Source organism: Candidatus Nomurabacteria bacterium, assembly GCA_023898625.1.
Taxonomy (GTDB): Bacteria; Patescibacteriota; Saccharimonadia; order Saccharimonadales; family JAGQNJ01; genus HK-STAS-PATE-36.
The window spans coordinates 706,862-733,668 of sequence record CP060231.1 but is presented as its reverse complement, the minus strand read 5'-3'; the positions used below and the strand labels follow the sequence as shown (position 1 = coordinate 733,668).

The following is a 26,807-nucleotide window of genomic DNA, read 5'->3' as shown; positions in this document are numbered from 1 at the left end:
AACAAAAATCGATAAAAAGTTCTTGTCAATATCAAATTATAGGTCTAAGATAAAAGCATAAGCTACCAGGAAGTGCTTATGTTAGCGATAGATGAAAGACAAATAACATCAGATTACTATCAACCAAACCCTGAATTGGATTTACACCCTCTACTACAAGAGGGTGTTTTTAGTTCTCAGACTATTGAAGGTGAAGTTCCAATTGCTGGCACTGATAGTCGATATATTCTTGAAATACCGGATAACCCTGTTGATGATACGGTTAATGTAATCGTCTACGGCTTTGCGGGCTCCGAGCCAGCCTACAGAGGATTAGCTAAAGCCATGGCTGAACAACAAGGATTGATTACTTTAAGATGTAAACCTTCACGCACTCAAAAAATAGGAGCTTCATTGCATCCATCGCATCTATTCAACCCTATGGCATTATCGTCCAAAATTGTTAGAGGCGCCATCGGCGCATTGCCTGATCATGGCTTGGATGAGAAGGTAAATCTTTTCGGTCATTCAATGGGTGGATATATTGGTACACACATCGCTCACCACAAACCGCAATTAGTTGAACGCTTAACACTATTTAGTTCGGCTGGATTGATTGAGCATTCGCCAAGAACGCTAGCGCCTGGAGTTCCAAAATTGTTAGGGCGTCTAGCTTCTGATATTCTTGAGCTAGACGAGTTTAAGCCATCGCCGGGTGATGCCCTACACTGCTTAAAACATATTGTTAGAAATCCAATACTTACCTTGGGCGAGATGATAATCGTCGGTAAATGCGATATCCGCAATATCATTAGCCAACTAGACCCTTCTGTCAAATTGGCAATATTACAGGCAAGAAATGATGAACTTTTTGATCTCAAAGAAGTCGTTTCACAGGTCGCCAATAGCACTGACAACTTTAGGGTTGTTGACGATGTTGGTCATGCCTCGCCAATCACTCACCCTTCACTAATTGCTCGTGAATACGCAGACTTATTAAGAGAATCTTCAGATATAACCGAGCGCCCACTTGTAGCCTAGAGTTTAGCTTTAATCTCCGCAATTAGATCACGAAGGTCGGCCGCCTTTTCGAATTCCAGGTTAGCCGAGGCGATATCCATTTGACCTGTTAGTTCGCGAATCAATTGAGCATACTCGTCTTTTGGAATCTTTTTCAGATCAAGTTTTGGCTTTTGAGACTTTTCTTCTTGTGAAATACGCTCATCAATCGCTTTAGATACACTTTTTGGGGTAATATTGTGAGCTTTATTGTATCTTTCTTGAATTTGACGCCGACGATTAGTTTCGTCAAGTGCCAACTTCATGCTCCTAGTTACAACATCTGCATACATAATAACTCGCCCTTCTTGATGACGAGCCGCACGACCAATAGTTTGCACCAAAGCCGGTTCACTTCTTAAGAATCCTTCTTTATCGGCATCGAGAATTGCTACAAGACTTACTTCTGGCAAGTCAATACCTTCACGGAGTAGATTTATCCCAATCAAAACATCATAAACGCCAAGCCTTAAATCGCGCAATATGTCTGTTCTTTCAAGAGTATCGACTTCGCTATGCAGATATGTTACTTTAATATTTATTTCTTGCAAGTAATCTGTTAGATCTTCTGCCATTCGTTTGGTTAGGGTTGTTACTAACACTCTATGTCCGTTAGTAATCGTATCACGAATTTCCGCAATCAAATCATCAACTTGCCCAGCCACCGGACGAACCTCTACTTTTGGATCTAGTAATCCAGTTGGACGAATAACTTGCTCGATAGGTTTTTCGCTTCGCTCAAGTTCGTAATCTGCCGGGGTGGCGCTAACATAAATAACTTGGTTGATATGCCTTTCAAATTCTATGAAAGTTAAGGGTCTATTATCAAGGGCACTGGGTAACCTAAATCCATGTTCTACCAATACCTCTTTGCGAGCACGATCGCCATTGTACATCCCCCGAACCTGAGGTAAGGTCATATGAGATTCGTCAACCAACATCAGAAAATCATCCGGAAAGTAATCTAATAACGTTGCCGGTTGTTCCCCCGATTCACGGTTTGTTAAATATCTACTATAGTTCTCAATGCCTTTCACAAAACCAGTTTCTTCAAGCATCTCTAAATCAAAATTCGTTCGTTGCTCAAGCCGTTGAGCCTCCAGTAGCTGGCCATTGCTCTTAAAATATCTTAGCCGTTCATCTAATTCATTACGAATTTTACCTAAGGCTACTTTGAGCTTATCTTTAGATGTAACATAATGAGAGCTTGGATATATAGCTACTTTCTGTGGTTTAGCCAAAATGTCGCCTGTCAGTGGATCCAACTTATGAATTGACTCGACCTCATCTCCAAAAAAATCAATACGGTAAGCAACTTCTTCACTAGCAGGAAAGATATCTACTACATCCCCTCTCACCCTAAACGTCCCTCTATGGAAATCAATATCATTGCGTTGATACTGTATATCAGTTAATTGCCTGATGAGCTTGTCGCGAACACGTCTTTCTCCCACTTTAACCACCTGAGATAATCCCCCATAATCATCTACCGATCCAATACCGTAAATACAACTGACACTTGCTACAATCAAAACATCGTTGCGAGACAGTAAAGAGTCGGTAGCAGCGTGTCGCAAACGATCAATTTCTTCATTTATCTGGCTGTCTTTCTCGATATAGGTATCACTACGAGCAATGTACGCCTCTGGTTGATAATAATCAAAATAGCTAACAAAATAATGAACTGCATTATCAGGAAAGAAGTTCTTAAACTCATTATAAAGCTGAGCTGCAAGGGTTTTGTTATGACTTAATACAAGTGTTGGTCTTTGTAACTGCTCCACTACATTAGCCATCGTAAAAGTCTTCCCGGAACCAGTCACTCCAAGAAGGACTTGCTCTTTTATGCCATTATTCAAGCCCTTTACTAGTTTCTTGATGGCTTCTGGTTGATCTCCGGTTGGTTTATAGCTTGACGATAGTTTAAATTTATTCACTACAAACCATTATAACAGCTAACCACCTGCCTGTTTACTTCTACCGAAACTTATGTTCTTATTATATGCCTCATAAATATCGCTGTACTGCTCTTCAAGTACGTCTTCTATTTTGCCTACTAAAGAATTCGGATCTGTATCAAATATTACCAAACTCTTTTTAGGTGGAGAGAGTGATTTCATAAGTTCCGGAATGATATCAGCTGCGCCACCACTACCCATCAGCACCCCACACGGTTTGCCTGCTTCAAGACCAGAAATAAATTCGTGCAAACTTCCAAAACGGCCACCAACGGTAATTAAAGCGTCGCTAGATTGAACTAAATATAAATCCCTCCCAACATACTGCATACCTGTAAAATTTATAAAATCAAAATATTCAAAAGGTAACCTATATTTTTTCAGATGTTCTCTTAGTGATGAGGCAGGCGAAAAGCCGATGCTCATGCCTCCTGCTAATTTAGCACCTTTGGCGGCATAAGATGGCAAGCCTACTGTTGCGCCGGTTGTCAGAATATGACCATGTTTAGCAATAGATTTTCCCAACAATTCTGCGAGATCAGCAGACTGATCTACCGTATCGCCATCAGCTGCGCCAGATACACAAATCGTAAAACTCAGGTGGCTTCCGTCATCCGTAGTCTTTACAGAAGGATGTGGATCTGGTCTAAATAAGTAGCTCATAAGGCTTCCGGCTTAATTACGTCATTGTCAAGCTGAGCTAAAACCTGTTCTTCAAGGTTCTTCTGGCCCATGTACCGTATAAATATTTCATTCCATAAAGATTCTCTAAAGTGATAAATTGCTCTCTTGGAATACGGTGAATCATTCACGTAACTGGCCGCTACATCCAACATATTTAAGGTTACTGGTCGTTTATCTGTATCTAGAATACCCACATAATCCATATCACGCCAAAAACCCAAGTCTGGATCAAGATCATATAACATATCCTCGGCACGGCGCCAATGTAAATCCTCCGGCTGAACATGTGGCTCAAATATTTCAGGATGTTTTTCCTTTTCGAGCTTACCAAAATATCGTTGTATAACTCGCCAGTGTATTTTATTGCCACTCATAATTGCACCACTGCTTGGATCAGCGATCAACGTATCAACAATCACTTTGCCAAAATTTGGTTCAACTTGCTTTAATTTAAAGAAAGCCGAATATAATCGGATTTCTTGTAAATAATGAAAAAGAAGAGGCAAGGTAAATATAGCTATACCTCTCAGGTTAGCTTTAGCTGTAATCGGAAGCATTAATATTACGCCTAGTTCTTTAAGATGAGTAATGTTGTGGCGTTTTTTGTGAATAAACGGCGCCGCGATGTCGCCCCAGCGTTCAATGTCCATTTCGATAACTTCAATCTTTCGAGATTCAAAATCTGTTGGTTTTAGTGTCTTGTATTGTTCGTTGAACTTATTCAACCATTCTGGAGTCTCAGCAAACCGCAAAGCGCCATATACCTCACCAAGATTTTCGTGTTTGATCATGCTGTCTATTGATCGATACCCAAGATGTTTCATTATTTGGGTTGGTGGAGTTTTCTTGAGCATTGCTTTAGCTACTGACTTTTTAAGTACCCAACATGTTTTGTCAACATCTACCTTTTCCCATGCTCGTCGCATTAATGGCATTAGTTTAACCGCATCATTTGGATCATCGCCACCAATTCTTCTTACTAACCTCTTATTGTGGTCATCAATCTTAGCTAATAACGCAGAGTGTAGCTCACGAGGCGATGTATCATCTGGGTCAAGACCAAGCTCTGAAGTCTTCATGCGAATGCTACCAATAATTTCAGCAGTTAATCGAACATCAGCGCTAGGATTTCCGCTTGCTTGTTCAAGTTGCCTAAGGCTCATTGTAAACATTGGCTCTTTCGCGCCTAATAGTTGTGATAGCATTTTGGACATCTGTAACTAGATTACCATAAGCAAGTTAAGTCCGCAAAAACGAAAATCTAAACTGCAATGATTTGAATTTTCATTTCATCTAAGTATTTATTAGACTTCAAGATACCGGCTTTTGCTCCGATATGTCCAACTACACTAGTTGAATTTGCGCTTCCGTATGTAATAGCCGTCTCTATTGTCTGGTTCATAGCCACCATGGCCACAAAACCACTACAGAACGCATCGCCAGCACCTGTTCTATCAATCACTTTGACATCTTTATACATTCCAGCCTTGTATATTTTAGAGTCGTGTATTACGTACGAACCTTTTGCCCCATCAGTAACTACAACTATCGGTACGTCTTTATTGGCTCGTTTCATTAATGTAAATAAATCTGCAGTACCAAATAATTGCTCCATTTCTTCCTTGTTAACACTCAATATTTCAAAGAAAGGTAGCATTTTTTTAAATCGAGCATGTTGCTTCAGCTCTCCCTTGCCAGGATTAATAGCAATTTTTATTTTCTTTTTTTTAGCATAATTCACTATTCCTTCCAATGCATCCATATCACCTGATAACGAGCTAACATAAAACCAATCTGGCTTTACCGATTTAAATCGAGTAGAAGTCAAGTTATACTCCGATGAAGCGCCACGATAAGTTAAGATGGTCCGCTCCCCAGATGGAGCCAGCAGTAATGTTGAATAACCAGTACCAGTGTCCTTAGCAAACCATACAAGGCTTGTGTTTACGTGATCATGCGCCAAGGTTTCTAGCACCACTCGACCGGCTATATCGTCTCCTACTCTACCCATATACCAGCTATTTAATCCTAGCCGAGAAAATGTCACGCTAGCATTGGTTGCACCACCACCAACGCTATGAACTACTCCCTCAATCTCATTTTTTGTTCCAAGATCAAATTCATTGACCAAATCTCCGTCTTCTTCTTTAACTGGCTTGAATATCTTGCCTTGCAAAAAAACATCTTGAACAGCTGCACCAATCGATACAATGTGTACTTTCTTCAAATTACTACCTATACCCTTGCCTTCCCAGCCGACCCGAATACCTCAATCTTCGATTCAACGACTTTTTGTACTGCACCAATAACCTTGCCCATTAACTTAACTACGGCATACTCGTCTTTGTTTTCTGCCAAGACTCTTTCTAGTGTATTCCGATAGGCTACGCGCATATCCGAGTTTATGTTTATTTTGCTAACACCGATTCGTGATGCGTCTTCAAAATAGTGTCCGGGCGTTCCACTTCCACCATGTAAGCTGATATTACATTCAAGTTCTTTACGAATTTGCTTTAATAACTCGAGGTCTAACTTTTTAGGTACTGGATACTTGCCGTGAAGATTGCCTATCGCTACGGCAAAAGTATCGATTCCGGTTGCGTTAACAAATGATCTTGCTCCAAGGGGTGTACTAAAAGTCTTTTTTATTTCCGCATAATCAATCTTTTCGGTATGCAAATTCGAACTACCCCCAAAATAATGAGGTTCACTCTCGACTAAAGCACCAGTTAGTCTAGCGTAATTAACAACCTCTTTTGTAGCGCTGATAATTTCTTCATCACTAGCGTCATGGTTTGCCTGTGATACATCAATATGGATAAATTCAAACCCCGCCTCTATTCCGTCGAGAGCATCTTCGACACTTGGACTATGATCAAGATTAATATACATCTCAATGTTATATTCCGCCTTGTAGTTATCTACCATATCGCGCACGTTGTCTAGCCCCAAGGCATCAACCTCACCCTTGCTAACTTCTACCAATACCGGCGCTTTCATTTTTTTTGCTGCTCTTGCTACCGCAATCAGCGTTTCTTGGTTATCAAGGTTAAAGGCACCTACGGCAAACTTTTTACTCCGTGACCTCTCCATCAAATCCCGTGCTTCAGCACAATTTTGTCGCATTTGTCTTAAAGTTAATGACACTATTATTTCCTCCTGCTTTGATATGTTTGATGAGCGACTAGTGCAATATGTTTTGCGGTTAATCCAAGATGTTCGAATAATTCATCTGGTTTACCAGACTCGCCAAATCTATCATGTACACCAACTCTTCTGAGTGGAACAGGCAGATGTTCTGATAAAAATTCGGCTACTGCACCACCTAGGCCTCCGGTTATTTGATGCTCCTCAACAGTGATAGCACATCTTGTCTTTTTGACACTCTTAATGATAGTTATAGCGTCTAACGGCTTAACTGTTGGGCAATGGATTACCTCCGCTTCGATACCTTCTTTGTAGAGTATCTCTGACGCAACTAATGCATGATACGTCATTGTTCCGGTAGCAATAATTGTAATGTCTGCACCCTCGTCGTACACATAAGCTTTGCCAATCTCAAATGGCGTATCTTTGGTAGATATTATTGGTACAGCTTCTCGTGCTAATCGCATATAAGCTGGTTTTTTGTATTTAGCCAGAGCAATCGTGGCCTTTTCAGCTTCTATACTGTCACTTGGCGCAATCACTGTCATATTTGGCAAAGCTCGCATAATCGCAATATCTTCAAGCATCTGGTGAGTCGCACCATCAGGACCAACACTAACCCCAGCATGAGAACCAATAATGCGCACTGGTTGATCGTTAAGGCAAATTGTTGTTCTTATTTGTTCCCAATTTCTCCCTGGGCTAAAGGTAGCATAACTGCTAACGTAAGGAATCTTACCCATAGACGCCAAACCAGAACCAACGGTTACTAGATTTTGCTCTGCTACCCCAATTTCAACAAAGCGTTCAGGAAACGCCTCTTTAAATAGATGCATTTGTGTTGATTCTGTTAGATCTGCACAGCAAGCCACTACATCATCGTGGTGCTTGCCAGCTTCAAGTAATCCACGCCCAAAGCCTTTACGGTTTGGCTCAAACTCAACCTTTGACTTGATCCAGTTTTTATGAACAAGATGATAGTCTAGTGTGCTCATTGATGTTCCCCTGTAATCTTTCCGCCCAATGAGCGTAATTCTTTAAGTGCCTCTTTTGCTTGTTCTTTATTCGGCACACCTTGTCCTGGGGCACCACCATGCCATTTAAAGTTATACTCCATAAAATCAACTCCTTTGCCAGGAATAGTATGGGCAATGATGATACTCGGTTTTTCGGTTATTGCACGTGCCATCGAACAAGCGTCAATGACTGCCTCGATATTATGCCCATCTATTTCTTGCACATGCCAGCCAAAACTTTCCCATTTAGCCCGTAAGTCTTCTAAAGGCATGACATCTTCGGTTGGTCCATCAATTTGGATATTGTTGCGATCAATAATGCCAATAATATTATGTAAGTTATACTTACTTGCTAGCATGCCAGCTTCCCAAATATTACCTTCATTGAGCTCTCCGTCACCCATCACCACATATATCCAACGATGAGTGTCATGATCCATCTGCATAGCCAAAGACATACCACAAGCCTGGCTCAAACCACAACCTAGTGGTCCACTAGTGTTCTCTAGTCCTGGTAATCTAGTTCTTTCGGGATGTCCCTGCAGTCTTGACCCAAATTGTCTTAGTGTTAGCAGTTCCTTCTTTTCAAAATAACCGGCGTGTGCCATCGTTGCGTATTGCACCGGAACACAATGCCCATTACTCAACAATAAGATATCACGTTCGTCCCAATCTGGTTTTTTAGGATTATGCTTTAAAATATCAAAATACAATGCCGTAAATATATCTGCAAGGTCAAGTGGCCCAGCGCTGTGTCCACTACCTGCATGCTCAAGCATTCTGATAATATCTTCTCGGATTGAGTTAGAGATTTGGTTCAGTTGTTGGATTGAGTATGTTTGTTGGCCACCCATATATTTGATATTGTAACATGCTTAAGCTGTAAGGTTGACCAGTTTATCATAGTTTTGCTTTGGTGTAGGAGAATTTTGTATGTATCCACCAACATTCAATACCCTAACACCGCCAATTACCAATTGCTTAGCATTAGATTCATTAATACCACCATCCCAGCCGAATTCTAAATCTTCTTTCCATTCTTTTAGCTGAACAATTTTCTTTAATAAATCTAAGTCTGCAACCCCTCCAAACTTGCCTAAATCTCCGCTAAATATCAACACATGATCTATTACAGATAAAGATGGCTTTATGGTATGTGTTGATGTCTTTGGCAAAATTGCCACGCCTACCTTGATTCCTGCGTTATGAATTTTATCAGCAATTTTTATAAAATTACCATCCGCTTCAGCATGCACTATTATCATATGTGGCTTCAACTTTATGGCTTCATCTAAGAAATCTGCTGGAGTTTTATACATTAGGTGAAGATCGGCCTTCAAACCTTCTGGCACCCAAACTTGCTCTAGTGCGATGGTTGGCGACTTAGCGAATACACCGTCCGTTAAGTCAATTTGAATACGCGATGCAAAAGAGGAAACTTTATTGATTTGTGTCTGGTAATCATGTGCATCACTTGCTAGAACTGTTGGACATATAATCGGCATAGAACGTTCCTTTATGTTAGTTGATCCATTTGCTTTATTCTCCTAGTATATCGAACCGCGCCACCAAATGGAGTGTTAAGCCAAATATCGACTATTTGTTTCGCATCGTCTAGCCTTGAAAATTCACGCGCTGGCAAACATAATATATTGGCATCATCATCGTTACGAGACGATCTCGCCTCTGCTTCATTCCAAACTAAACTAGCCCTGATGCCCTTAAAACGATTTGCGCTCATACAAACACCTTGTCCGCTACCACAAAGTAGTATTCCTACACTATCAGGTGTAGCTAAAACACTAGACGCAACCTTTGCGGAGTGAATAGGGTAGTCATCGTCTTGGTCAAACTTATTACCACTAACATCCTTTACATCGTAATTTAAACTACGTAAATAATGCTCAATATGTTCCTTAAGCCTAAACCCGTTATGATCTGCCCCAACAAATATCTTCATATTTTCTTCTTTCCATTATACATCCATACAAATAGTGGTATCAACCAACCAAATAATCCATATATAAATAAGACAAGCTCTAGAGTAAATAACAATTTAAATTGAAGTCCTATTGAATGACCAGAATTACCTGGTAACACTAAAGTAAACATAGCAATCAACAACATAATTGGCCATGAAAATAACCACGCAACAAGACTCAAAAGAAACCATAGATTGAATGTGCTTCGATCTGAGACAGAAGGATCTTTGAAGTCCTTCATATTTTTTCTAAGATTATTCCATTTTACGCCTAAAATAATCACAGCTATCCACCCTAGCAACAAAATGAATCTCAAAATTAATGTAACAATATTAATGAAAACAAGTATTAAATCTGGTGTATTCTGAAAGATAATTCGAGATAGTATGTTTAAAACTATTGTAACCGGGAGTGACAACATCCATATTATCAAAACAATACAAAATTGGTTCTTTGCCCTATTTATATTTTTAATGTCCACAGATGGTGTTTGTTTATTATCTAACGAAACTGGTGATATATTTGGCCCCTCTGATTTTTCGATAGATGGACTAGGAGGAGCCTGTTGATTGTTGTTGTCAGCATTATTAGAAACATTTTTTGGATATTTAGAAGTTAGTTGCGTATTACTGATACCCATACTATCCTTTTTAGTGTAATTGCTTGCCGACGTCAGCTACAACCTCTACTAAGCGATTGCTATAACCCCATTCGTTGTCGTACCAAATTACCACCTTAGCTAAGTTTCCTCCAACTACGTTCGTTAGCTGAAGGTCAACAATGCCAGAATGACTATTACCAATATAGTCGCTACTTACTAACGGCTCATCACTAACATCCAATATACCCTGATAAAATGGCTCTTTAATTGCATTTTTTAGTGCTTCGTTGATCTGTTCTTTTGTTGAGTTCTTTTTTAGAACCATTGTTACATCACTTAATGAAACTACTGATGTTGGAACTCGCACACTCATCCCGTCAAACTTACCCTTCAGCTCAGGTACAGCTAAGGTAGTAGCAATTGCAGCACCTGTTGTTGTTGGTACAATATTTTCGGCTGCAGCACGAGATTCCCGCAGATCTTTAGCGGGTCCATCTTGTAAAACCTGGCTTGCTGTATAACTATGAACTGTTGTTAGCATGGCCTTTTCAACCCCGAAGATCTCATCCATGATTGACATAATTGCAGCGAGTGAATTTGTAGTACAGCTAGCATTACTAATGATGTCTGTGCTTTTGGAAAGTTTTTCATCGTTTGCACCCAAAACAATTGTGTCAATATCACCACTTTTAGTTGGGCCAGAAATTACGACTTTTTTTGCCCCAGCAGTAATGTGCATCTTGGCGTCTTCGCTTTTGGTAAACCTTCCGGTTGATTCAATAACCACATCAACCTCAAGCTCCTTCCAAGGCAAAGCCTTTGGGTCTTTCTCTGCGGTAACCGGTATCTTATAACCATCAACTATTAAATTGTGTTCATCAAAAGATACATTTCGTTCATAGGCTCCATAGTTTGTGTCATGTTTAAGCAGGTATGCTAAAGTTTCAGTTTTAGTCAAATCATTGATCGCAACGATGTCTATATCCGACCTATCAAAGGCTATCTTAAAGGCATTCCGGCCTATACGCCCAAAACCGTTAATCGCTACTTTAATCTTCATCATTTACCCCCACTTTTAATATCTAACATTACTGATATTTTACCACAAGCAATATCCTATCAAAAGTCTATCTTTATCTATCAAATACCTTGAATTCACCCTCTCTTAGAGCAAGTATAGGCAAGTTAGCGTCGCCATAGTTAGCTAGTTGATCATAGGCTTTCTGCCAATCAATCGGTCCACGAGGGTCGTCATCGCCAAAATTCGATTGATAATGCGGTATGAACTTGATAGGCAGGATACCGAAGCCTTCGTGAACTTCACGCCAATCACAAGTCCAGAAGGCAACACTTAGCATATCAGAACTTGCAGAGTTTGTCGCCACCACCTTTCCTTCAAAGATAGCTGAAATATCAAATTGATTCATCCAAAAGTTCAGTAGGTGTTCGTCGCCACCGTGAAAGTAAATCACATCTGCAATGAGGCCAAGCCAAAAGAGTTTGTCTTGAAACACACCTTAACTCCTTTTCTCGAACCACTGCTGTGGCCTATTGAACTGCCAGGGATCACGGGTATTTGATTTGTGAATGGGTAACTTCTCGCCATACATCCCCAACAATATAGGGCTCTTTCTTGAGATATTTCTGTAACTCATCTTCTGAGTTAAAGTTCATTACATACATAGAACCTTTCATTGAACCATCATCGTGCAGTAGTGCCGCTCCGTACCATAAGTTGCCGGACGCCAAGAGCTCATCACCCATCTTAATGTGGTCTTGCCGAGCTGCCTGCCTGCGGGCAAGCGCGTCTTTGTCAGTCCCATCTAGTCCTATGATTACAACTTGCATATTGTCACTCTCCTTAAAATTACCATGTCACTAGAATCAATTTACCCTATTTGGAAATTCGTTCTTAGAAGCATTTATCATATTTTCCACCCATTTAGTCATTACATTATTGAATGATCCTTCTGTAACCCAGGCGTATTCAGGAGCAGCCCAAACATTACCGACATATTTAGTGAATGTTCTTGGCTCTGCCTCGAATGCATATCCAAAAATTGTATCATTTTCTACCAGGTGAAGGATTTTGTTTCTATTCGTAAGTTTAATTATGTCAACTACAATAGCATTTTTCTTCATCAGATCCAGTAATTCATCAGTAATCAAATTATCCGATTCTTGATTATGCGCAAATGTAGGGAAAATCACATCCGCTCGTTTAAACAGTTCATCAAGCTCTAGATATTCATACCTAGAGTCCCTGGAGTGCTTCGACCAATAAACTACATTCATCCCTAGACCAGTTAACCTTTCAGCAATCGCAAGACCATTGTGTCCCAAGCCAATAATGGCAGCCGTTCTACCATTTAATTCTTGTCCTTTGTATTTCATGAAGTCCTTATCAAAATCCAGAGGAAAGCCATTTTTAATCAGTAACGGTATCTTTCTTGCAACATTAAACATCATTGTAATTGCCCATTCAGCGACCGCCTGTGTGGAGAAATTACGAATGTTTACGATAGGAATATTGTTTTGATCTGCGAAGCTTGTATTAATCCAAGAAAAAGATGTAGCTGCTCCTAATATCGCCTTCAGATTTGGTATGTTCTTGTAGTCATCAACAGTAAGATTCCATTTAACATAGTCAGGGTTAACGCACAATATCCTATCCTCGTCACCTTCATACAACGCTTTATTCTGCTGAATCGGGGTGAGATCACTAACAACCACGACTTCTACGTCATTATCTAATAAACTTTTTGATAATGTTTCAGTTATCAATGTTTTCCAAAGGGGATCAAAAATAAATGCCTTCATCTACTGCCCGCCCCAGCGGGTTTGGCATTCTTTGATTATCTGCTTGGCTTCTTCAGCGTCGCCCCAACTCTTTACCACTGTAGAGCCAGGCTTTTTGAGATCTTTGTAATGGTTGAAGTGGTGTTCAATCTTCTTGCGCCACTGCTGGTGCAAGTCATCTAGTGAGGTAATGGCATTGTCGGTGTTGCGGTCGTCCTCTGGCACACAAATAATCTTGTCGTCCACCTCGCCATCATCCACAAAACGCAGTACGGCAACTACTCTGGCTTTTAGGAAAACACCTGTCGGAATTGGATCGTTGGTCAGTACCAAAGTATCAAGCTCGTCACCATCTTCGTCTAGAGTTTGTGGAATAAACCCATAGTTCACAGGCTTAGCAAAAATACTTGGCTCCACACGATCAAGTTCAAAGATAGCCAACTTGCGGTTCCACTCAATCTTGAGCGTAGACCACTTTGGGATCTCGATCACCGTATTAATTACTCCGCCATCTACATCGCCAGCATCTAATATCTTGTTAAAATCTGCCATTATTCCTCCTTGTTCATTTTGTGGCCACGTGTCTAGAGATCTACACCCTAACCTGCAACCTGTTTAGTCATAGTAGGTATTATAGTACAATGATTGGTAAGATGAAAATTATCGGTCATCGTGGGGCTGCCGGCCTTGCGCTTGAGAACACATTAGAAAGTATTAAAAAAGGCCTAAATTCTGGCGCTGACTTTATTGAATTTGATATTCGTCAAACCCATAACGGCAAAATTGTGTTGTGTCATGACGCAGACCTACTGCGCACCTACGGTGTTGACTTAAAAATTAAAAGTTCAACACTAGAGGAACTGCAAGAACAATGCCCAAAACTGCCGACTCTAGACGATGCATTGCGGTTATTGACTGGTAAAGGTGTAATAATTGAGCTAAAAGAATATATTGATCCAAAAAAGATTTTTTCAATTATTAGTAAATATTCTGATATTGATATTAGATTTGCTTCGTTTGATCATCGTGCAATTCGGGCAATAAAGAATTACAATCAAGAAAGTTTCTGCTATGTTCTAGAACATCATAGTCCATTCGAGATTTTAAACATAGCGAGCAAGATGAATGCAAGTGGTGTTGGGCTACATTATGGAATAATGAACCCCGCAACGTTCTTATTGGCAAAATACAAAAAGCTCGAAATCTACACCTATACACTAAACAAATCGTGGATTGCTCAATTGTTCAAATTTGTATATCGTGATGTTGCTGTTTGCACAGACTATCCAAACAAACTCAGACACCTCAAAACGAAATGAGAGCCAAGTTATTAAAAACCAACAAAACAGCTGATGATATATATACCTACTGGTTTTCAGCCCAAAAACCAGTAGACAATGTCCCGGGGCAATACACTGAAATATACCTACCACATAGCCAGCCAGATGACCGTGGTGAACATCGCAAATTTACAATCTTTTCATCACCAACAGAAGATAATCTAGCAATTACAATACGAATCAGGGATGTCCATTGCTCTACATTTAAGCGCGCCTTACTTAACATAAAACTAGACGACGTAATCAACTATAGTCAACCAATAGGTGACTTTGTTCTGCCGATCAACAAACTAAAGTCGGTTATTTTTGTGAGTAGTGGCATAGGCTACACTCCGGTGCGTAGTATTATCAAATGGTTGTCTGACACAAACCAAAAACGTGATATCTCTATACTACAAGCAGTAAGATCAAAAAACGAAATCATTGACAAGCAACTCTTTGATAAATTTCATACGGAATACTTTGTCGGGAAATCAAAGTTAAATGAGCTACAAACAAGGATGTTGGCACTAATTAGAGAAAAGCCAAATTGCCTAGTATACATATCCGGCTCACCAACATTTATTGAACAAATCAATAGCATACTAAAAGAGTCTGGCTTAAACAGTAATCAGGTTGTTACAGATATTTTTGACGGATACTAACTACAATTTATCGTCTAGATATTCACGAATTCTAAGAGCTGCCGTTGCACCCTCGCCAACCGCCGATGCAATCTGCATTGTTGCCCCACTTCTAACATCACCGGCAGCAAAAACCCCCTTCATGTTTGTCTGAAGATGTTGATCGGTTTTGACTAATCTTACTTCATCTAAATCTATCGAAGAGTCTTTCAAAAAGCCTGTGTTTGGTAGCAAGCCAATAAACACAAAGACTCCATCGGTAGGGAACTCAACTTTCTGACCATCCCTAGTGCCAATCACTTTAACGACTTTATTGTCTTGTCCGACAATTTCATCGGTAGTTGTGTCTTTATGAATTGTAATTTTGTCATTTGCCTCTAGCTCTTTTATAAGCACATCTGATGCTCGCAAATCACTTCGCACCAACATATCAATCTTGCTGGCAAACTTTGTTAAGAACAGCGCTTCTTGTACGGCTGAATTTCCGCCCCCAACAACTACTAAATGCTTGTCGCGATAAAATGCCCCATCACAAGTTGCACAGTAATGAACACCTCGTCCGTAGAATTCTTGCTCTCCTGGTATTCCAAGTTTTTTATAATCACTGCCTGTGCCAATCAAAACAGCTTTTGCTTTAATATCACCATCTGTCGTGGTTAGTGTTTTTGTACCGTCCTCGTTAAGGATAATTTTTGATACTTCTCCTAGTCGAATATCTGCCCCAAATCGTTCTGCCTGCTTGCGCAAATCTTCAGCTAAGTCCAACCCTGCTAAACCCTTAGGAAACCCAGGATAATTATCCACCCAATCGGTAATCGCCGCCAATCCACCAATTACGCCCTTCTCGTAAAGAACCGTCTTAATATCCTCACGTGTGGTGTAAATTGATGCACTCAAGGAGGCTGGGCCAGCCCCAATCATTACTACGTCTATTACATCATTTGCCATATCAATAACTCCCTAGCTTTCAGTCACCTAATTTATACATACTAAATGTTTTATTTATGTTAATGCTGGTGCCAATTTTGACAGATTGTAGCCAACAACTACTTCTTTAGAATCATCTTCTTTCGTAACAACTGTTACAGGCACAGTCAATGCTCCACTCAAAGCTAAGGCCTCTTGTTGACGAGCTGGATCTTGATCAAGATTTACTTCTTCGTAGGTTTGGCCTTTGGCGGTTAAGAATTTCTTAACCATTGAGCAATAACCGCATGTATTAGTTGTATAGATTGTAATATTTTTAGCCATGATGACCCTCCTAGTTAGGTGACAAAACCACCCCTTCTGCTCTCAAAGAAGGCTCCCATACGGCGATTATGTCATGTTTAGTTTTTATTTAAAGTTCGTTTTTATGGTACAAACAGTATTATATATAGTGCCTATGGTTAACGTCAAGACGCTATATGTTGTGTTTTTTGCTATTTTACTTCTACAAGCTTCACATTGAATACAAGGTCAGAATCAGCTGGGATAGCTGGTGGATTTCCCTCAGCTCCATAACCAAGACTTGCTGGTATCAATATCTGACGCTCGCCACCAACTTTCATACCCACAATACCTTGTCTAAATCCAGGCACAACTCCACTCAAAGCAAATTCTGCAGGCTCACCACCACGCTTATCAGTAGAATCAAAGATTGACCCATCTTTGGTTAACGCCCCAGTATATTCAACCTTAACAGTTGATGTTTCAACAGCTTCGGTTCCTGTACCTACTTTAATGTCTGTGGTCTTAAGTTCGGTGACTCGAGTATCACCCATTGGTTCAAATCCTTGCATATAATCTTTCGGCTCCTGTGATGTATTAGTTGATTGTTGTTGCTGTTGCTGATTTGCTGTGTTTGTTGTGTCCTTTTGATTAAACATTTCCCACATTACATACGCACTAAAACCTATAGTAGTTATTAAGAATAAAATTGCTAGGCTAAGCGCGAAAGCTCGTTGTGTTGTTTGCCCCACTGGTACCTCCTTTTTGTCTTTTCAAGTATACGCAAAATATTATATGAAATCAAAATACTAACTCAACAAAATAACGTAACATTTACAATACTAGACATTTCTTTGACTAGAAAACTCGACGACTTCGTTTGCCCAGCCTGAAGTTGTTGCGCTAATGATCGCTTCCTGAAGTTCTTTGGATAGAAAAGGCACCTTAGGTAACTCACTCAAAGGCAACCAGCCTGGTTCGTATAAGTTTTTGCCAAGCTTATGAATCGATGCTTCTGGTGAATCTGGTGTTAGCTGTGGCTCACCAGATACATAATCACAGTAAAACACGTACTGATCACCATAAAAATCTGCGTGATCAATCATTACCAGCCTTGGATTAGCAACACGCAAGGAGGTTTCTTCTTGAAGCTCACGAACAACTGCTTGCTCAAGAGATTCGCCCATTTCAACCGATCCTCCAATTAAAGTCACGTACTTCACTCCAAATTTATTACGAAACATGACTAATAATTTATTATCTTTAATGACTATTGCGCGCACCGATTTTCTACTCATAAAGACAGTATATATTAAATAATTGTACGTAGAAAATTTTCCACGCTAGCTTGCGATATCAAACTTGCTTAAGCGTTCTTTTCGCGAGGACTCCACGGCAGTATTTTGTAAGTTTAGAAGCTGGGAATAGATTCCGCCTGAAATTGCCAGCTTTTCTGGAGAGCCAATTTCATCTATCTTGCCGTTCTTTAATGTAATTATAGTATCAACGTGCTGAATAGTACTCAATCTATGCGCCACAATCAGGGTTGTCCTACCTTTCATTAAGCGCTTTAATGCTTCTTGAACCATTTGTTCACTTTTGCTATCTAGACTACTGGTAGCCTCGTCAAGTATTAATATTGGAGCATTTTTTAGCAAGGCTCTGGCTATAGCGATCCGCTGTTTCTGGCCACCCGATAACTTAAGGCCTCGCTCGCCAATTTCGCTATCATAGCCATGTTCAAGTTTTGAAATAAAATCATGTGCATTTGCGTCTTTAGAAGCGTTTATTATATCTTTAATGCTGGCTTTTGGATTCGCATAAGCAATGTTCTCTTTAATTGTTCCACTAAACAGGGCTGGTTCTTGAAACACCGCGCCAATTTGTTTACGTAGACTGGCCTGCTTTACGTCTGCGATATTTTGACCATCAATCAATATCTCTCCTTTATTTGTTTCGTATAATCTCATCAATAAATTTGTGATGGTGGTTTTACCTTCTCCACTTTCGCCCACCAAAGCAATTTTAGTATCCGGAAGCACATCAAAAGTCACATTTTTAATTACTGGTTTTTCGTCATAGGCGAAAGTTACATTGCTAAAGCTTATTTCACCCTTGCTCACCACCAGGTCTTTTGCTGTTGATAAGTCTTTTATGTCAGGCGTTACGTTCATAACTTCAAAATAATCCTTGCTATCAGCAACAGCTTTTTGAGTGCTGTCCACTAAGAAACTCACCGTAAATATCGGAATTCTGATTTGCATAGCATATAAAATTAGCGTAACTGCTTGCCCAGGCGTAAATTGGCCATTAACAGCTTGATAAAATATCAAAGCGTAAACGCAGAAAAATATCACATTTAAGATAAGTCTTCTTTGTACATCTCTCACGTGCCAATGCCTTGATTGCGGATATACAATATTGACTATTTTTTTGTAATATTTATCAAAATAAGAAAGTTCGCCGTCCTCCCTGACAAAACTTTTAACAACCTTAATTTGTCCAATGCTTTCTGCAAACCTACCAGTTGCAATGTCCCAATTTTTATTAAGCTTTGCTTGGTATTTCAGCCACTTTCCACTTGTTTTAATTGTCATGAATATATAAATCGGATACAGGCTGGCTAACAATAACGCTATTGGCCAACTAAAATATGCAATAATCGCCAAAGCCAACACTGTACTGAATACAAACTGCAAAAAGTTGTTGCTCCACATCTGCATAAAGTTGCTAATTTGGGCAATGGAACGATTTAAACGATTTATAATCTTGCCAGAAAGCTCTTTGTCATAGTAACTTTGTGGTAACTCTAGCAAATGCTCGTAGTAACGCGTGCTTAATATTCGTTGTAGCTTGGTTGACATTACGTCACCCATATATCCAGAAATGTTAGATATTATCGTAGAAAATACATCTAAAACAAAAATAGCCACAACAATTAAAAGTAATGCTCTAGTATCTGTAGATCCAGATTTTAGCAAGTCTATCGCTTTACCTGAAAGCAAAGGAGTAATTAAGCCGGTTACCGCAAAAAGAACACTAAGTATACTGATAATTATGTAATACCATCTAAGGCTAGATGTATACTTTAGAATTTTAATTAGATGTTTCATCAGTTAGTAGTTTACATGCAAAAGCCTAAATATACGACATTGATTGTAGGACATTTTATGACTTATTCTCTCATCACAGAATGTATATAAATACATGCTCTGATGAAAGGACAGATGTATATTAGTAATTAATGGAGCGAAGAAGTGAGGAGCAAAAATGCTCTAATAAACTCAACCTTAGTGCTCGACACTACTAATAGACCAATTGGTCCCGGACCTCCGCCATGCGAAGCGATGCTTAGCACACAACGAAGGTCCGGGTAACCTCCTCGACCTACTGGGATAAGCCAAGAAGGCGTAGGGTGTGGAGAAGGCATCACGAAACCCGCCCAGGTTTGCATGATACTGCCTTGCCCCTTGTGGTGGCAGGAGGAACGATTTCTCGCTCAACTCACCTTCTCTGCAGGCCGGTGCCATCCCCATCCTGGCGCCGACACGAAATTAGTCTATTATTTAGACAACAGTAATAATACACAAAAATAGTTATGCACTAATACTGTTGCCTACCTATATACATCTGTCAAAGTCCTGCCTGGGAATCCATAAGACTCAACCAAACTAAGTTGATTATAATAACTACTTACCGAAATGTCAATAGCATACTTTATGATTCGCATCTCTGTTAGTAAGCCTAGATATTAGTCACGTTTTTTCAAAGCGTCCTTAAGCTTGGCAACGGTAGCCTGTAACTCTGCTATCTGTTCTGCTTGTGTAGGTGGAACTGGTTCGGGGATGGGTAGCCCGGTGAGTTGTTCGACCGTGTCGACGTTGCCGTCGGCGTCGAAGGTGGTGCGGGTGCCGGTGCCGTCGCCGTTGTCGACGGTCTGCTCGACGAGGCGACCGTTCGAGAAGATGGACTCGTTCATCACGCCACCCTCAATCTGACCTGGGGTCCCAGATCGCTCCACGCTGTGGTCGGACACGTCGCCGGAACCGCACCCGTCGGGACCGAGTAGGCCATCCGAAGCCACAACGATCGCCCAAGAGCGATCTGGTGCACGGTCACAGGCATCCACGGGACCGGCGGGACCGTGTATTGACCTTGCCATCCCACCGCCGATGGGGCCGACGTGTACGAATCGACCAGCACGGCCATCCAGTAGAGCCCAGAGGTGGGCACCGTGAACGATGTGGACACAGACAACTCTCCGGGCGTGACGCTCAGGTCGATGGTGCCGAACTCTTGTATCAGCGCCGTGCCGTCGGGCATGAGCGTCGACGGGTTGGCCTTGTAGGCACCGAGTCGCCATGTGGTGGTCCCCGCTCCGGTGGTGGCGACACCGACACGGTCCTAGGTTCCAGCGGGCAACCACATCGGGATCAACCAGAACCGACCAGCCGACGCTGACAATCCGAAGGAGCCAACGCCACCAGCGGGGAGAGCGATGAGATACCCCGACGAGAGGGGCAGTTCCCGCATCATCGGTGCCGCCCACGTCTGGTCGCCACGCAGGAACTTCGTCGAGTCCGCCGTACCTGACCCGAGCCGAGTTGTAGCCACTGTCCCTGAAGTGATGTCTGTGGCATCATGAGAATGTGAAGTTGGAGCTGCTCCTACATCTGTTGCATTTAAGTTAACGATTGGGCCAGTATCACCATTAACTGAAGTGACGGCATTGTCTGCAATGTTCACCCAGGTAGTGTCATTGTCTGCATTTGAAGCTTTAGCCAGAACTTGTCCAGTAGTACCACCAGTTATAACACCTGGACCCGTTGGTCCTGTTGCGCCAGCTACCCCAATTGGACCCGTTGAACCCATTGGACCTGTTGCGCCAATAGAGCCAGGGCCTGTTGCTCCAGTTGCACCCTGAAGTCCAGTTGATCCTGTGGCGCCCACGGAACCAATGGGGCCAGTAGCTCCAGTTGCACCTGATCCTGGAGGTATTGCGCTCGATTTTAACGTACCGTCTGATTCATGGGATACAGATAAATACTCGTTAAGGATATCACCCCATACACCTCTATCTTGTCCTGGTATTGGTAACCTTGCCATAAGTAATTACTATATTGATGAGCCCTCTTAGAATTAAGTATTAGCTTTATGTTAGCATGCCGATTTAGGAGAGGTCAATGAAAAGCATGTCAGCAGAGCGACTTCAACTAAAAAATTCAGCACCAACATGTAGTCATTTATATATAAATTACATTTTGCGATCCAAAAAAACTATTTTTGACCCAAACCCGCCACGGTATCTATAACTTTATTAACCTCTTGTGTAGTCAAAGTACGTTCTGGATGGTGTAGTTGAATCCTAAAAGTTACATTCTTGCTATTATCTTTCTTATAAATATCAATGGTAGATATTTCTGTCACATAACCGTGCTCTTTTGATATTTTTGATAGCTCTGTTAATAAACTTTGTTCAATAGTTGCATGCGGAATATCAAGCGACACCTTAAGGGTGATATCTTGTTGAGTCTTAGGGAACCTCGGCAATGGTTTGTAGGCCAAAGACCCCTTGTATGCATCTAGCATTTTTAGATTTACTTCAAAACCAGCTATGAATTCTGGTAACTTCATATTAGCTTTAACTTTGTGGTTAATCTCTCCAATAACCCCTAGCAGTACGCCATCTTTCGTTTTACAATATGCCGTACGAGTCAGCTCAAATGGTGCTAGAATTTGCTTGCCCGTTTCTGTTTTAGGCTTGTGTGATGACGCAGGCTGAAAAACCAAATCCTCAAAGCCGAAAGATTTAAGTAATGACTGTAAATATATCTTAGCCTGATAAAAGGCACTCCCTTGATATTCTTTGGCGGTTTTAGTGTCTGCTACAAAAACCAACGCTAAACGTTCCTCTTCAATCGGTAAACCATCTTCATGTATATTAGATTTATCGTGAGTTTTGTTTATTTCGAACATCGCAAATTCACTATGGCCAGACTTAATATTTGGATGGACCTTTTCAAGTAAACTCGGCAATAAACTCAATCGATAATATTGTAGTTGAGGGCTTAATGCATTGTTTATTTTATAAGCAATATTTTTATCCTGCCCCACCGCATCCAGTAATCTTCCGTGAACAAAACTATATGTTAATACTTCATTCGCACCAGCAGAGGATAATATGTTCCTAGCTTTAGACTTAATTTGAAGTATTGAATTATTACTAGCGGGCGTAATATCCCTATAAGGTAGGTTCTTTGGTAGGTTGTCATATCCGTGCAGTCGTCCAACTTCCTCAACAATATCTTCGGCAATTTCAATATCTGTTCGCCAAAACGGTACTGTGACATACAAATTGCCACCCTTTTCTTCAACTAGAAATTCGACATTACTAAGCAGTTTAATAATTTGCTTAGCAGAAAACGTGGATCCTAGTCTCTGGTTTATAAATTCTACACTAACTGTGACTGGTTTGATTTTGCCAAAGTTTTCTAAATCGTCTTGGAGTTTGCCGGCAACCTTTCCTCCAGCTAATTTTTTAACCCACGCTGTTGCATATGCCATAATTCGATCATTTTGTCTTTGGCTCTGACCTTTACTAAATCTGGTAACTGCATCAGTAAACAAGCCGTTTGACATACTAGAACGTCTTATGGCATACATATCAAAGCTAGCGCATTCGAGTACAATATTCTTTGTATTATAATCAACCTCTGTTGAAGACCCACCCATTACACCCCCAATACCAATTGAAGAACTTTTTGTGGCAATCATAATTGAATCTTCTGTAGGTTCGACAGTTTTGCCGTTTAGTAAAGCGATCTTTTCGCCCTTTTTTGACTTTCTGATTACAAAATTTGCAACTTTTGCATTATCTAGTGCAGTTAATTTATCGAAATCATAGGCATGCATCGGCTGTGCTGTTAGGGCCATCACAAAATTTGTGATATCAACTATATTATTAACTGGATTAATGCCAACACGACTCAAAAAGCTCTGAATCATTATCGGCGCCTGATTAACCTTAACATCACTCATAGGCAAAAGCATAAAACGGGGTACTGTATCTGGTAATTTGTTATCAATACTAACCTGTAGATTTGCAGAAGATTCTGGCTTTAAGCTATCCATCTCGCTCAGGTACCAATCAGGGCTAATAAACTTTATTCCAGATATTCCAGCTATTTCACGGGCTATGCCAAGTTGACCAAAACAATCTGGTCGATGAGTAAACATCTTATTTTCAACATCAATTATATAGTCATTTAATTGATATATATCAGCAAATAGTTCACCTGGTTTTGCGGGTTTATCGAGTATAAGTATTCCGGAATGATCGTTATTAATCGCCAACTCTTGACCACTTGCAATCATGCCGTTACTAAGCACACCTCGCAGTTCCCGAGCTTCGAGTCTAAACTGTTCATTGGTATACGAACTAGGCACTATTACGCCTGGAGGCAACCAAGCCACAGAAATACCTTTTCTGACATTAGGCGCACCGCATACAACCTGAACAAATCCATCCTTGTTTCTTTTGACACCCTTAGTTACCCCTCCATCATCCAACAAACAAACGTTAAGCCTATCGGCATTTGGGTGTTTTTCGCAAGCAACAACTTTTGCTACGATAATCCCTTGGTATCGCTCACCCAGATTGATTACTTCCTCCACTTCACCGAGCTGAGAGCCAATCTTAGCGACCAGTTCATCTACGGATAACTTAATGTCGGTAAATTCTTTGATCCAGTTAACACTAATCTTCATAATTAAACTCCTCTGCTTCAAAAATTGATGGCTTTTGTGAATAATCCGTCATCCTTAACCAGGTAGGAGTGATGATAAAATATCGTTGACCTGGTGTGTCATAGAAAGTTTTTGCAGAAGGCAATTTATTAAAATGTAGCTCCAGTCTATTGGCTATATCATCAGCATTGACCTCTTTAGCAACACCTTGAATCTGGACGGTCTTTGGCGAAGTTACACCCACCACAATAGACACTTTTGAGTTGCTAATTAAATTTTTGTACTTGCGAGTTGTATTATCAGTGCCAATTAATATCGCAAATTCACTATCATGAGAAAATCCAACTGTCGCCGACATTGGCCAGCCTTCACTACTAACAGTCGATAAGACACATGTTTCTTGAGTATCTAAAAACTCACTAACTGTCTGCAGATTCATACAACCAACCTCCTTCGTGAAGCCAAAGCAAATGGCAATAAATAATTATCTAAATTACTCATTTTAAACTTTTGTGCACGCAGTAAAAACACATCATAAAACTTTTGTATCTCAAGCTTTTGCGCCCTATTGATTTGCTCTAATTGTTGTGAATATTCGATAAGCTCGTTAGCTCGAACGATAGCCTGTTTTGCTTGATCAATCTTATTAGACGCAATAGCCGAGTCATATCGTGCTACTTCTGCATAAATTGATCCCATAACCGTAAAAATATCAGCATTTTTTAAAGCATCCGTATGATAATTACTCATAGACAACCCCCTCGATAATGTCTATGATTTGATTGCATATTTCTTCTGATTGTATGGTCATACTCTGATTACTACGTGGTTTGATATTTATCATTGATTCAAAAGCTATAAATTCATCAGTGCCAAACTTTTTTGGAAACAAATTGATACCCCAAAGATCTTTTTGCCTAGAGCCCTTCTCAAGTAACTCTTGCTCTCCCTCAAAGTGCATAGGCATATCTACTATTACAATCTGTTTGGCAACGTCAACATCTGCTTTAACTAAGTTTCCGTCCATTTTTTCTGCCATAGTTTTTAATTCTGATATTGATATCTTTTTAACTATCTTCATCAAAACTGCCTCAAAAAATCCAATTTTGCCGATTCGAAGTGACGAACGTCTTCAATCCCATATTTCATCATCACTAGTCTGTCGATCCCAAAACCCCAGGCAAAGCCACTATATTTCTTTGGGTCAATACCACCTTGAGTCAGTACATTGGGGTGAATCAAACCACAACCTAAAATTTCCAACCAATCTTTGCCTGGCCTCTTTATCGCATATTCAAAACTGGGTTCCGTAAACGGAAAATAGAAAGGTTGAGTTCGGACTTCGATTTCTTCTTGAAAGTATTCTTCTAAAAAGGTTTTTAATGTAGCGATTAGATGCCCGACATTAATGTCCTTATCAACGTAAACTCCTTCAAGCTGATAGAAGGTATGTTCGTGTGTTGCATCAAGGTCTTCGTTACGAAAAACACGCCCCGGAATTACATATCTTATTGGTGGGGTTTTACTTCTTAATACCCGATTTTGCATAGTACTAGTGTGTGCTGGGGCAATTAAACCATCGGTTGTGATGAATGTGTCGTAATCATCTCGTGCTGGGTGTCCTTCTGGAAAGTTCAAACTACTGAACATATGAAACTCGTCATCTAATTGACGTGATTCGACGGCTTCGAATCCCATTCGGGTAAATATATCTATAATGTGTTCTGTTTCAACTGTTAAAGGGTGTTTACTGCCTTTATCTTGAGTAAGTAGTCTTGGGCGCAAATTTACCGGTGTGTTCTCGGCAAATGGCGCAGTAACATCTATTGGTTCAATCACAACATTGTGCTGAGTTGTTTTTTCTACCTGCGCTTGCAATTGACCCTTAAGTTGATTCAGTTCCTTACCAAAGGTTGATCTTTCGCTGGGGTCAAGTAGAGGTATCTGAGTATACAAGGCTTTAAGTTGGTTTGACTTTAAAATTTTTGATTTATCATCAAGCTCTTCAAATTCTTTTTGAAGTTTTTGAGCTACATCTGCAATCTGCTTGTTTTGATAGGTCATTTGCAAACTATTATATCATTGCTAACTACCCTATATAAGACTTATAATTTGAATACCCTTAACACTTTTTGATAGTTTTATATAAAGAAAGGTTGGAACCAATGGCACAATTTAGCTTTGATGTGGTTAGTGAATTCGATAAAGCAGAGATGAACAATGTACTTGATCAGGTTCAAAGAGAAATTTCTAATCGGTATGACTTTAAGGGCACTCCAGCGAGAATTGAGTGGTTAGATACTAATAAAACTGGGTTCAAAATTACTGGCAATAGTGACTATCAGCTAGAGGCTATAATTGATATAGTTCGCAAAAAACTTGCCAGTCGTAATATTGATCAAAAAGTATTAGATGCTAGCCAAGAACCTATAGTTGCCAATTTAAAATCAACTAAAAACTTTCCTTTTGTCCAGGGTCTGAATCAAGAGAAAGCAAAGCAGATAACTAAACTGTTACGAGATGAGATCCCTAAAGTAAAAGCTCAGGTTCAAGGTGAAACAGTACGAGTTATGAGCTCAAAGAAAGATGAGCTCCAAACAGCAATGCAAACAATCAGATCCAAAGATTTACCTTTCCCAATTAATTTTACAAACTTCAAGTAGT

The 26,807-nt window shown here is 40.3% G+C and carries 31 protein-coding genes; 4 read left to right on the top strand and 27 right to left on the bottom strand.

The window, feature by feature from the left end:
• The first annotated feature begins 78 nt into the window (after nt 1–78).
• Nucleotides 79–1,020, top strand: a complete 942-nt coding sequence (locus H6793_03705; GenBank protein ID USN95404.1) for an alpha/beta fold hydrolase — start codon at nt 79–81, stop codon at nt 1,018–1,020.
• Here H6793_03705 and uvrB read toward each other — a convergent pair.
• From uvrB to H6793_03630, 15 genes are all read right to left on the bottom strand, one after another.
• Nucleotides 1,017–2,975 (bottom strand): excinuclease ABC subunit UvrB, encoded by a 1,959-nt coding sequence (gene uvrB / locus H6793_03700; GenBank protein ID USN95403.1) that lies wholly within the window; start codon nt 2,973–2,975, stop codon nt 1,017–1,019. The genes H6793_03705 and uvrB overlap by 4 nt on opposite strands.
• An 18-nt stretch (nt 2,976–2,993) precedes the next feature.
• A complete protein-coding gene (locus H6793_03695; GenBank protein ID USN95975.1) occupies nt 2,994–3,596 on the bottom strand; it encodes an LOG family protein in 603 nt (200 codons plus the stop codon).
• Nucleotides 3,597–3,655: 59 nt separating this feature from the next.
• Complete coding sequence (locus H6793_03690; protein ID USN95402.1) at nt 3,656–4,885, bottom strand: hypothetical protein; 1,230 nt, start codon at nt 4,883–4,885, stop codon at nt 3,656–3,658.
• Nucleotides 4,886–4,941: 56 nt separating this feature from the next.
• Nucleotides 4,942–5,907, bottom strand: a complete 966-nt coding sequence (locus H6793_03685) for a carbohydrate kinase family protein (protein ID USN95401.1) — start codon at nt 5,905–5,907, stop codon at nt 4,942–4,944.
• A gap of 8 nt (nt 5,908–5,915) precedes the next feature.
• A complete protein-coding gene (locus H6793_03680; GenBank protein ID USN95400.1) occupies nt 5,916–6,827 on the bottom strand; it encodes a class II fructose-bisphosphate aldolase in 912 nt (303 codons plus the stop codon).
• Between the two features lie 2 nt (nt 6,828–6,829).
• A complete protein-coding gene (locus H6793_03675; GenBank protein ID USN95399.1) occupies nt 6,830–7,822 on the bottom strand; it encodes a transketolase family protein in 993 nt (330 codons plus the stop codon).
• Nucleotides 7,819–8,697, bottom strand: a complete 879-nt coding sequence (locus tag H6793_03670) for a transketolase (protein ID USN95398.1) — start codon at nt 8,695–8,697, stop codon at nt 7,819–7,821. The genes H6793_03675 and H6793_03670 overlap by 4 nt, the downstream gene beginning before the upstream one ends.
• A 21-nt stretch (nt 8,698–8,718) precedes the next feature.
• Nucleotides 8,719–9,348 carry a hypothetical protein gene (locus H6793_03665; GenBank protein ID USN95397.1) on the bottom strand — a complete coding sequence of 210 codons (630 nt, stop codon included), beginning with the start codon at nt 9,346–9,348 and terminating at the stop codon, nt 8,719–8,721.
• Between the two features lie 11 nt (nt 9,349–9,359).
• Nucleotides 9,360–9,803, bottom strand: coding sequence for an RpiB/LacA/LacB family sugar-phosphate isomerase (locus H6793_03660; GenBank protein ID USN95396.1), 444 nt, complete (start codon nt 9,801–9,803; stop codon nt 9,360–9,362).
• Nucleotides 9,800–10,465, bottom strand: coding sequence for a hypothetical protein (locus tag H6793_03655; protein USN95395.1), 666 nt, complete (start codon nt 10,463–10,465; stop codon nt 9,800–9,802). The genes H6793_03660 and H6793_03655 overlap by 4 nt, the downstream gene beginning before the upstream one ends.
• Before the next feature lie 10 nt (nt 10,466–10,475).
• Nucleotides 10,476–11,489, bottom strand: a complete 1,014-nt coding sequence (gene gap / locus H6793_03650; protein ID USN95394.1) for a type I glyceraldehyde-3-phosphate dehydrogenase — start codon at nt 11,487–11,489, stop codon at nt 10,476–10,478.
• A gap of 70 nt (nt 11,490–11,559) precedes the next feature.
• Nucleotides 11,560–11,940: a hypothetical protein gene (locus H6793_03645; protein USN95393.1), complete on the bottom strand. Its 381-nt coding sequence runs from the start codon at nt 11,938–11,940 to the stop codon at nt 11,560–11,562.
• 52 nt (nt 11,941–11,992) lie between these two features.
• The gene (locus H6793_03640) at nt 11,993–12,274 is read right to left on the bottom strand and encodes a hypothetical protein (protein USN95392.1); all 282 of its coding nucleotides are present in this window, start codon (nt 12,272–12,274) and stop codon (nt 11,993–11,995) included.
• A gap of 36 nt (nt 12,275–12,310) precedes the next feature.
• A complete protein-coding gene (locus H6793_03635; GenBank protein USN95391.1) occupies nt 12,311–13,246 on the bottom strand; it encodes a hypothetical protein in 936 nt (311 codons plus the stop codon).
• The gene (locus tag H6793_03630) at nt 13,247–13,777 is read right to left on the bottom strand and encodes an inorganic diphosphatase (GenBank protein USN95390.1); all 531 of its coding nucleotides are present in this window, start codon (nt 13,775–13,777) and stop codon (nt 13,247–13,249) included.
• Nucleotides 13,778–13,866: 89 nt separating this feature from the next.
• Here H6793_03630 and H6793_03625 point away from each other — a divergent pair, with 89 nt between their 5' ends.
• Nucleotides 13,867–14,544, top strand: a complete 678-nt coding sequence (locus H6793_03625) for a glycerophosphodiester phosphodiesterase (protein ID USN95389.1) — start codon at nt 13,867–13,869, stop codon at nt 14,542–14,544.
• Nucleotides 14,541–15,209 (top strand): FAD-dependent oxidoreductase, encoded by a 669-nt coding sequence (locus H6793_03620; protein USN95388.1) that lies wholly within the window; start codon nt 14,541–14,543, stop codon nt 15,207–15,209. The genes H6793_03625 and H6793_03620 overlap by 4 nt, the downstream gene beginning before the upstream one ends.
• Here H6793_03620 and H6793_03615 read toward each other — a convergent pair whose 3' ends face one another.
• The 12 genes from H6793_03615 to pheS form a co-directional block, all read right to left on the bottom strand.
• On the bottom strand, nt 15,210–16,142 hold the full coding sequence (locus H6793_03615) for an FAD-dependent oxidoreductase (protein USN95974.1): 933 nt from the start codon (nt 16,140–16,142) through the stop codon (nt 15,210–15,212).
• Nucleotides 16,143–16,190: 48 nt separating this feature from the next.
• On the bottom strand, nt 16,191–16,439 hold the full coding sequence (locus H6793_03610) for a glutaredoxin family protein (GenBank protein USN95387.1): 249 nt from the start codon (nt 16,437–16,439) through the stop codon (nt 16,191–16,193).
• A 170-nt stretch (nt 16,440–16,609) separates the two neighbouring features.
• A complete protein-coding gene (locus tag H6793_03605) occupies nt 16,610–17,149 on the bottom strand; it encodes an FKBP-type peptidyl-prolyl cis-trans isomerase (protein ID USN95386.1) in 540 nt (179 codons plus the stop codon).
• 90 nt (nt 17,150–17,239) lie between these two features.
• Nucleotides 17,240–17,695, bottom strand: coding sequence for an NUDIX domain-containing protein (locus H6793_03600; GenBank protein USN95385.1), 456 nt, complete (start codon nt 17,693–17,695; stop codon nt 17,240–17,242).
• A 45-nt stretch (nt 17,696–17,740) separates the two neighbouring features.
• Nucleotides 17,741–19,510, bottom strand: coding sequence for an ABC transporter ATP-binding protein (locus H6793_03595; protein USN95384.1), 1,770 nt, complete (start codon nt 19,508–19,510; stop codon nt 17,741–17,743).
• Between the two features lie 638 nt (nt 19,511–20,148).
• On the bottom strand, nt 20,149–20,376 hold the full coding sequence (locus H6793_03590) for a hypothetical protein (GenBank protein ID USN95383.1): 228 nt from the start codon (nt 20,374–20,376) through the stop codon (nt 20,149–20,151).
• A gap of 425 nt (nt 20,377–20,801) precedes the next feature.
• Nucleotides 20,802–21,503 carry a collagen-like protein gene (locus H6793_03585; protein USN95382.1) on the bottom strand — a complete coding sequence of 234 codons (702 nt, stop codon included), beginning with the start codon at nt 21,501–21,503 and terminating at the stop codon, nt 20,802–20,804.
• Nucleotides 21,504–21,674: 171 nt separating this feature from the next.
• Nucleotides 21,675–24,164 (bottom strand): phenylalanine--tRNA ligase subunit beta, encoded by a 2,490-nt coding sequence (gene pheT / locus H6793_03580; GenBank protein ID USN95381.1) that lies wholly within the window; start codon nt 24,162–24,164, stop codon nt 21,675–21,677.
• Nucleotides 24,154–24,582 carry a pyridoxamine 5'-phosphate oxidase family protein gene (locus H6793_03575; protein ID USN95380.1) on the bottom strand — a complete coding sequence of 143 codons (429 nt, stop codon included), beginning with the start codon at nt 24,580–24,582 and terminating at the stop codon, nt 24,154–24,156. The genes pheT and H6793_03575 overlap by 11 nt, the downstream gene beginning before the upstream one ends.
• Nucleotides 24,579–24,893, bottom strand: a complete 315-nt coding sequence (locus tag H6793_03570; protein USN95379.1) for a hypothetical protein — start codon at nt 24,891–24,893, stop codon at nt 24,579–24,581. The genes H6793_03575 and H6793_03570 overlap by 4 nt, the downstream gene beginning before the upstream one ends.
• On the bottom strand, nt 24,886–25,224 hold the full coding sequence (locus H6793_03565) for a hypothetical protein (protein USN95378.1): 339 nt from the start codon (nt 25,222–25,224) through the stop codon (nt 24,886–24,888). The genes H6793_03570 and H6793_03565 overlap by 8 nt, the downstream gene beginning before the upstream one ends.
• Nucleotides 25,224–26,207 carry a phenylalanine--tRNA ligase subunit alpha gene (gene pheS, locus H6793_03560; GenBank protein USN95377.1) on the bottom strand — a complete coding sequence of 328 codons (984 nt, stop codon included), beginning with the start codon at nt 26,205–26,207 and terminating at the stop codon, nt 25,224–25,226. Before pheS ends, H6793_03565 begins: the two co-directional genes overlap by 1 nt.
• A 101-nt stretch (nt 26,208–26,308) precedes the next feature.
• Here pheS and H6793_03555 point away from each other — a divergent pair, with 101 nt between their 5' ends.
• On the top strand, nt 26,309–26,806 hold the full coding sequence (locus H6793_03555; protein USN95376.1) for a YajQ family cyclic di-GMP-binding protein: 498 nt from the start codon (nt 26,309–26,311) through the stop codon (nt 26,804–26,806).
• Nucleotide 26,807: the final 1 nt, after the last annotated feature.

Excerpts from the sequence above, each read along its gene's own strand:
- H6793_03705 (USN95404.1), top strand. The coding sequence starts at position 79 with ATGTTAGCGATAGATGAAAGACAAATAACATCAGATTACTATCAACCA.
- H6793_03690 (USN95402.1), bottom strand. The coding sequence starts at position 4,885 with ATGCTATCACAACTATTAGGCGCGAAAGAGCCAATGTTTACAATGAGC.
- H6793_03675 (USN95399.1), bottom strand. The coding sequence starts at position 7,822 with ATGAGCACACTAGACTATCATCTTGTTCATAAAAACTGGATCAAGTCA.
- H6793_03670 (USN95398.1), bottom strand. The coding sequence starts at position 8,697 with ATGGGTGGCCAACAAACATACTCAATCCAACAACTGAACCAAATCTCT.
- H6793_03665 (USN95397.1), bottom strand. The coding sequence starts at position 9,348 with ATGCCGATTATATGTCCAACAGTTCTAGCAAGTGATGCACATGATTAC.
- H6793_03660 (USN95396.1), bottom strand. The coding sequence starts at position 9,803 with ATGAAGATATTTGTTGGGGCAGATCATAACGGGTTTAGGCTTAAGGAA.
- H6793_03655 (USN95395.1), bottom strand. The coding sequence starts at position 10,465 with ATGGGTATCAGTAATACGCAACTAACTTCTAAATATCCAAAAAATGTT.
- gap (USN95394.1), bottom strand. The coding sequence starts at position 11,489 with ATGATGAAGATTAAAGTAGCGATTAACGGTTTTGGGCGTATAGGCCGG.
- H6793_03640 (USN95392.1), bottom strand. The coding sequence starts at position 12,274 with ATGCAAGTTGTAATCATAGGACTAGATGGGACTGACAAAGACGCGCTT.
- H6793_03635 (USN95391.1), bottom strand. The coding sequence starts at position 13,246 with ATGAAGGCATTTATTTTTGATCCCCTTTGGAAAACATTGATAACTGAA.
- H6793_03630 (USN95390.1), bottom strand. The coding sequence starts at position 13,777 with ATGGCAGATTTTAACAAGATATTAGATGCTGGCGATGTAGATGGCGGA.
- H6793_03625 (USN95389.1), top strand. The coding sequence starts at position 13,867 with ATGATTGGTAAGATGAAAATTATCGGTCATCGTGGGGCTGCCGGCCTT.
- H6793_03620 (USN95388.1), top strand. The coding sequence starts at position 14,541 with ATGAGAGCCAAGTTATTAAAAACCAACAAAACAGCTGATGATATATAT.
- H6793_03610 (USN95387.1), bottom strand. The coding sequence starts at position 16,439 with ATGGCTAAAAATATTACAATCTATACAACTAATACATGCGGTTATTGC.
- H6793_03600 (USN95385.1), bottom strand. The coding sequence starts at position 17,695 with ATGAGTAGAAAATCGGTGCGCGCAATAGTCATTAAAGATAATAAATTA.
- H6793_03595 (USN95384.1), bottom strand. The coding sequence starts at position 19,510 with ATGAAACATCTAATTAAAATTCTAAAGTATACATCTAGCCTTAGATGG.
- H6793_03590 (USN95383.1), bottom strand. The coding sequence starts at position 20,376 with ATGAACGAGTCCATCTTCTCGAACGGTCGCCTCGTCGAGCAGACCGTC.
- H6793_03585 (USN95382.1), bottom strand. The coding sequence starts at position 21,503 with ATGGCAAGGTTACCAATACCAGGACAAGATAGAGGTGTATGGGGTGAT.
- pheT (USN95381.1), bottom strand. The coding sequence starts at position 24,164 with ATGAAGATTAGTGTTAACTGGATCAAAGAATTTACCGACATTAAGTTA.
- H6793_03575 (USN95380.1), bottom strand. The coding sequence starts at position 24,582 with ATGAATCTGCAGACAGTTAGTGAGTTTTTAGATACTCAAGAAACATGT.
- H6793_03570 (USN95379.1), bottom strand. The coding sequence starts at position 24,893 with ATGAGTAATTATCATACGGATGCTTTAAAAAATGCTGATATTTTTACG.
- H6793_03565 (USN95378.1), bottom strand. The coding sequence starts at position 25,224 with ATGAAGATAGTTAAAAAGATATCAATATCAGAATTAAAAACTATGGCA.
- pheS (USN95377.1), bottom strand. The coding sequence starts at position 26,207 with ATGACCTATCAAAACAAGCAGATTGCAGATGTAGCTCAAAAACTTCAA.
- H6793_03555 (USN95376.1), top strand. The coding sequence starts at position 26,309 with ATGGCACAATTTAGCTTTGATGTGGTTAGTGAATTCGATAAAGCAGAG.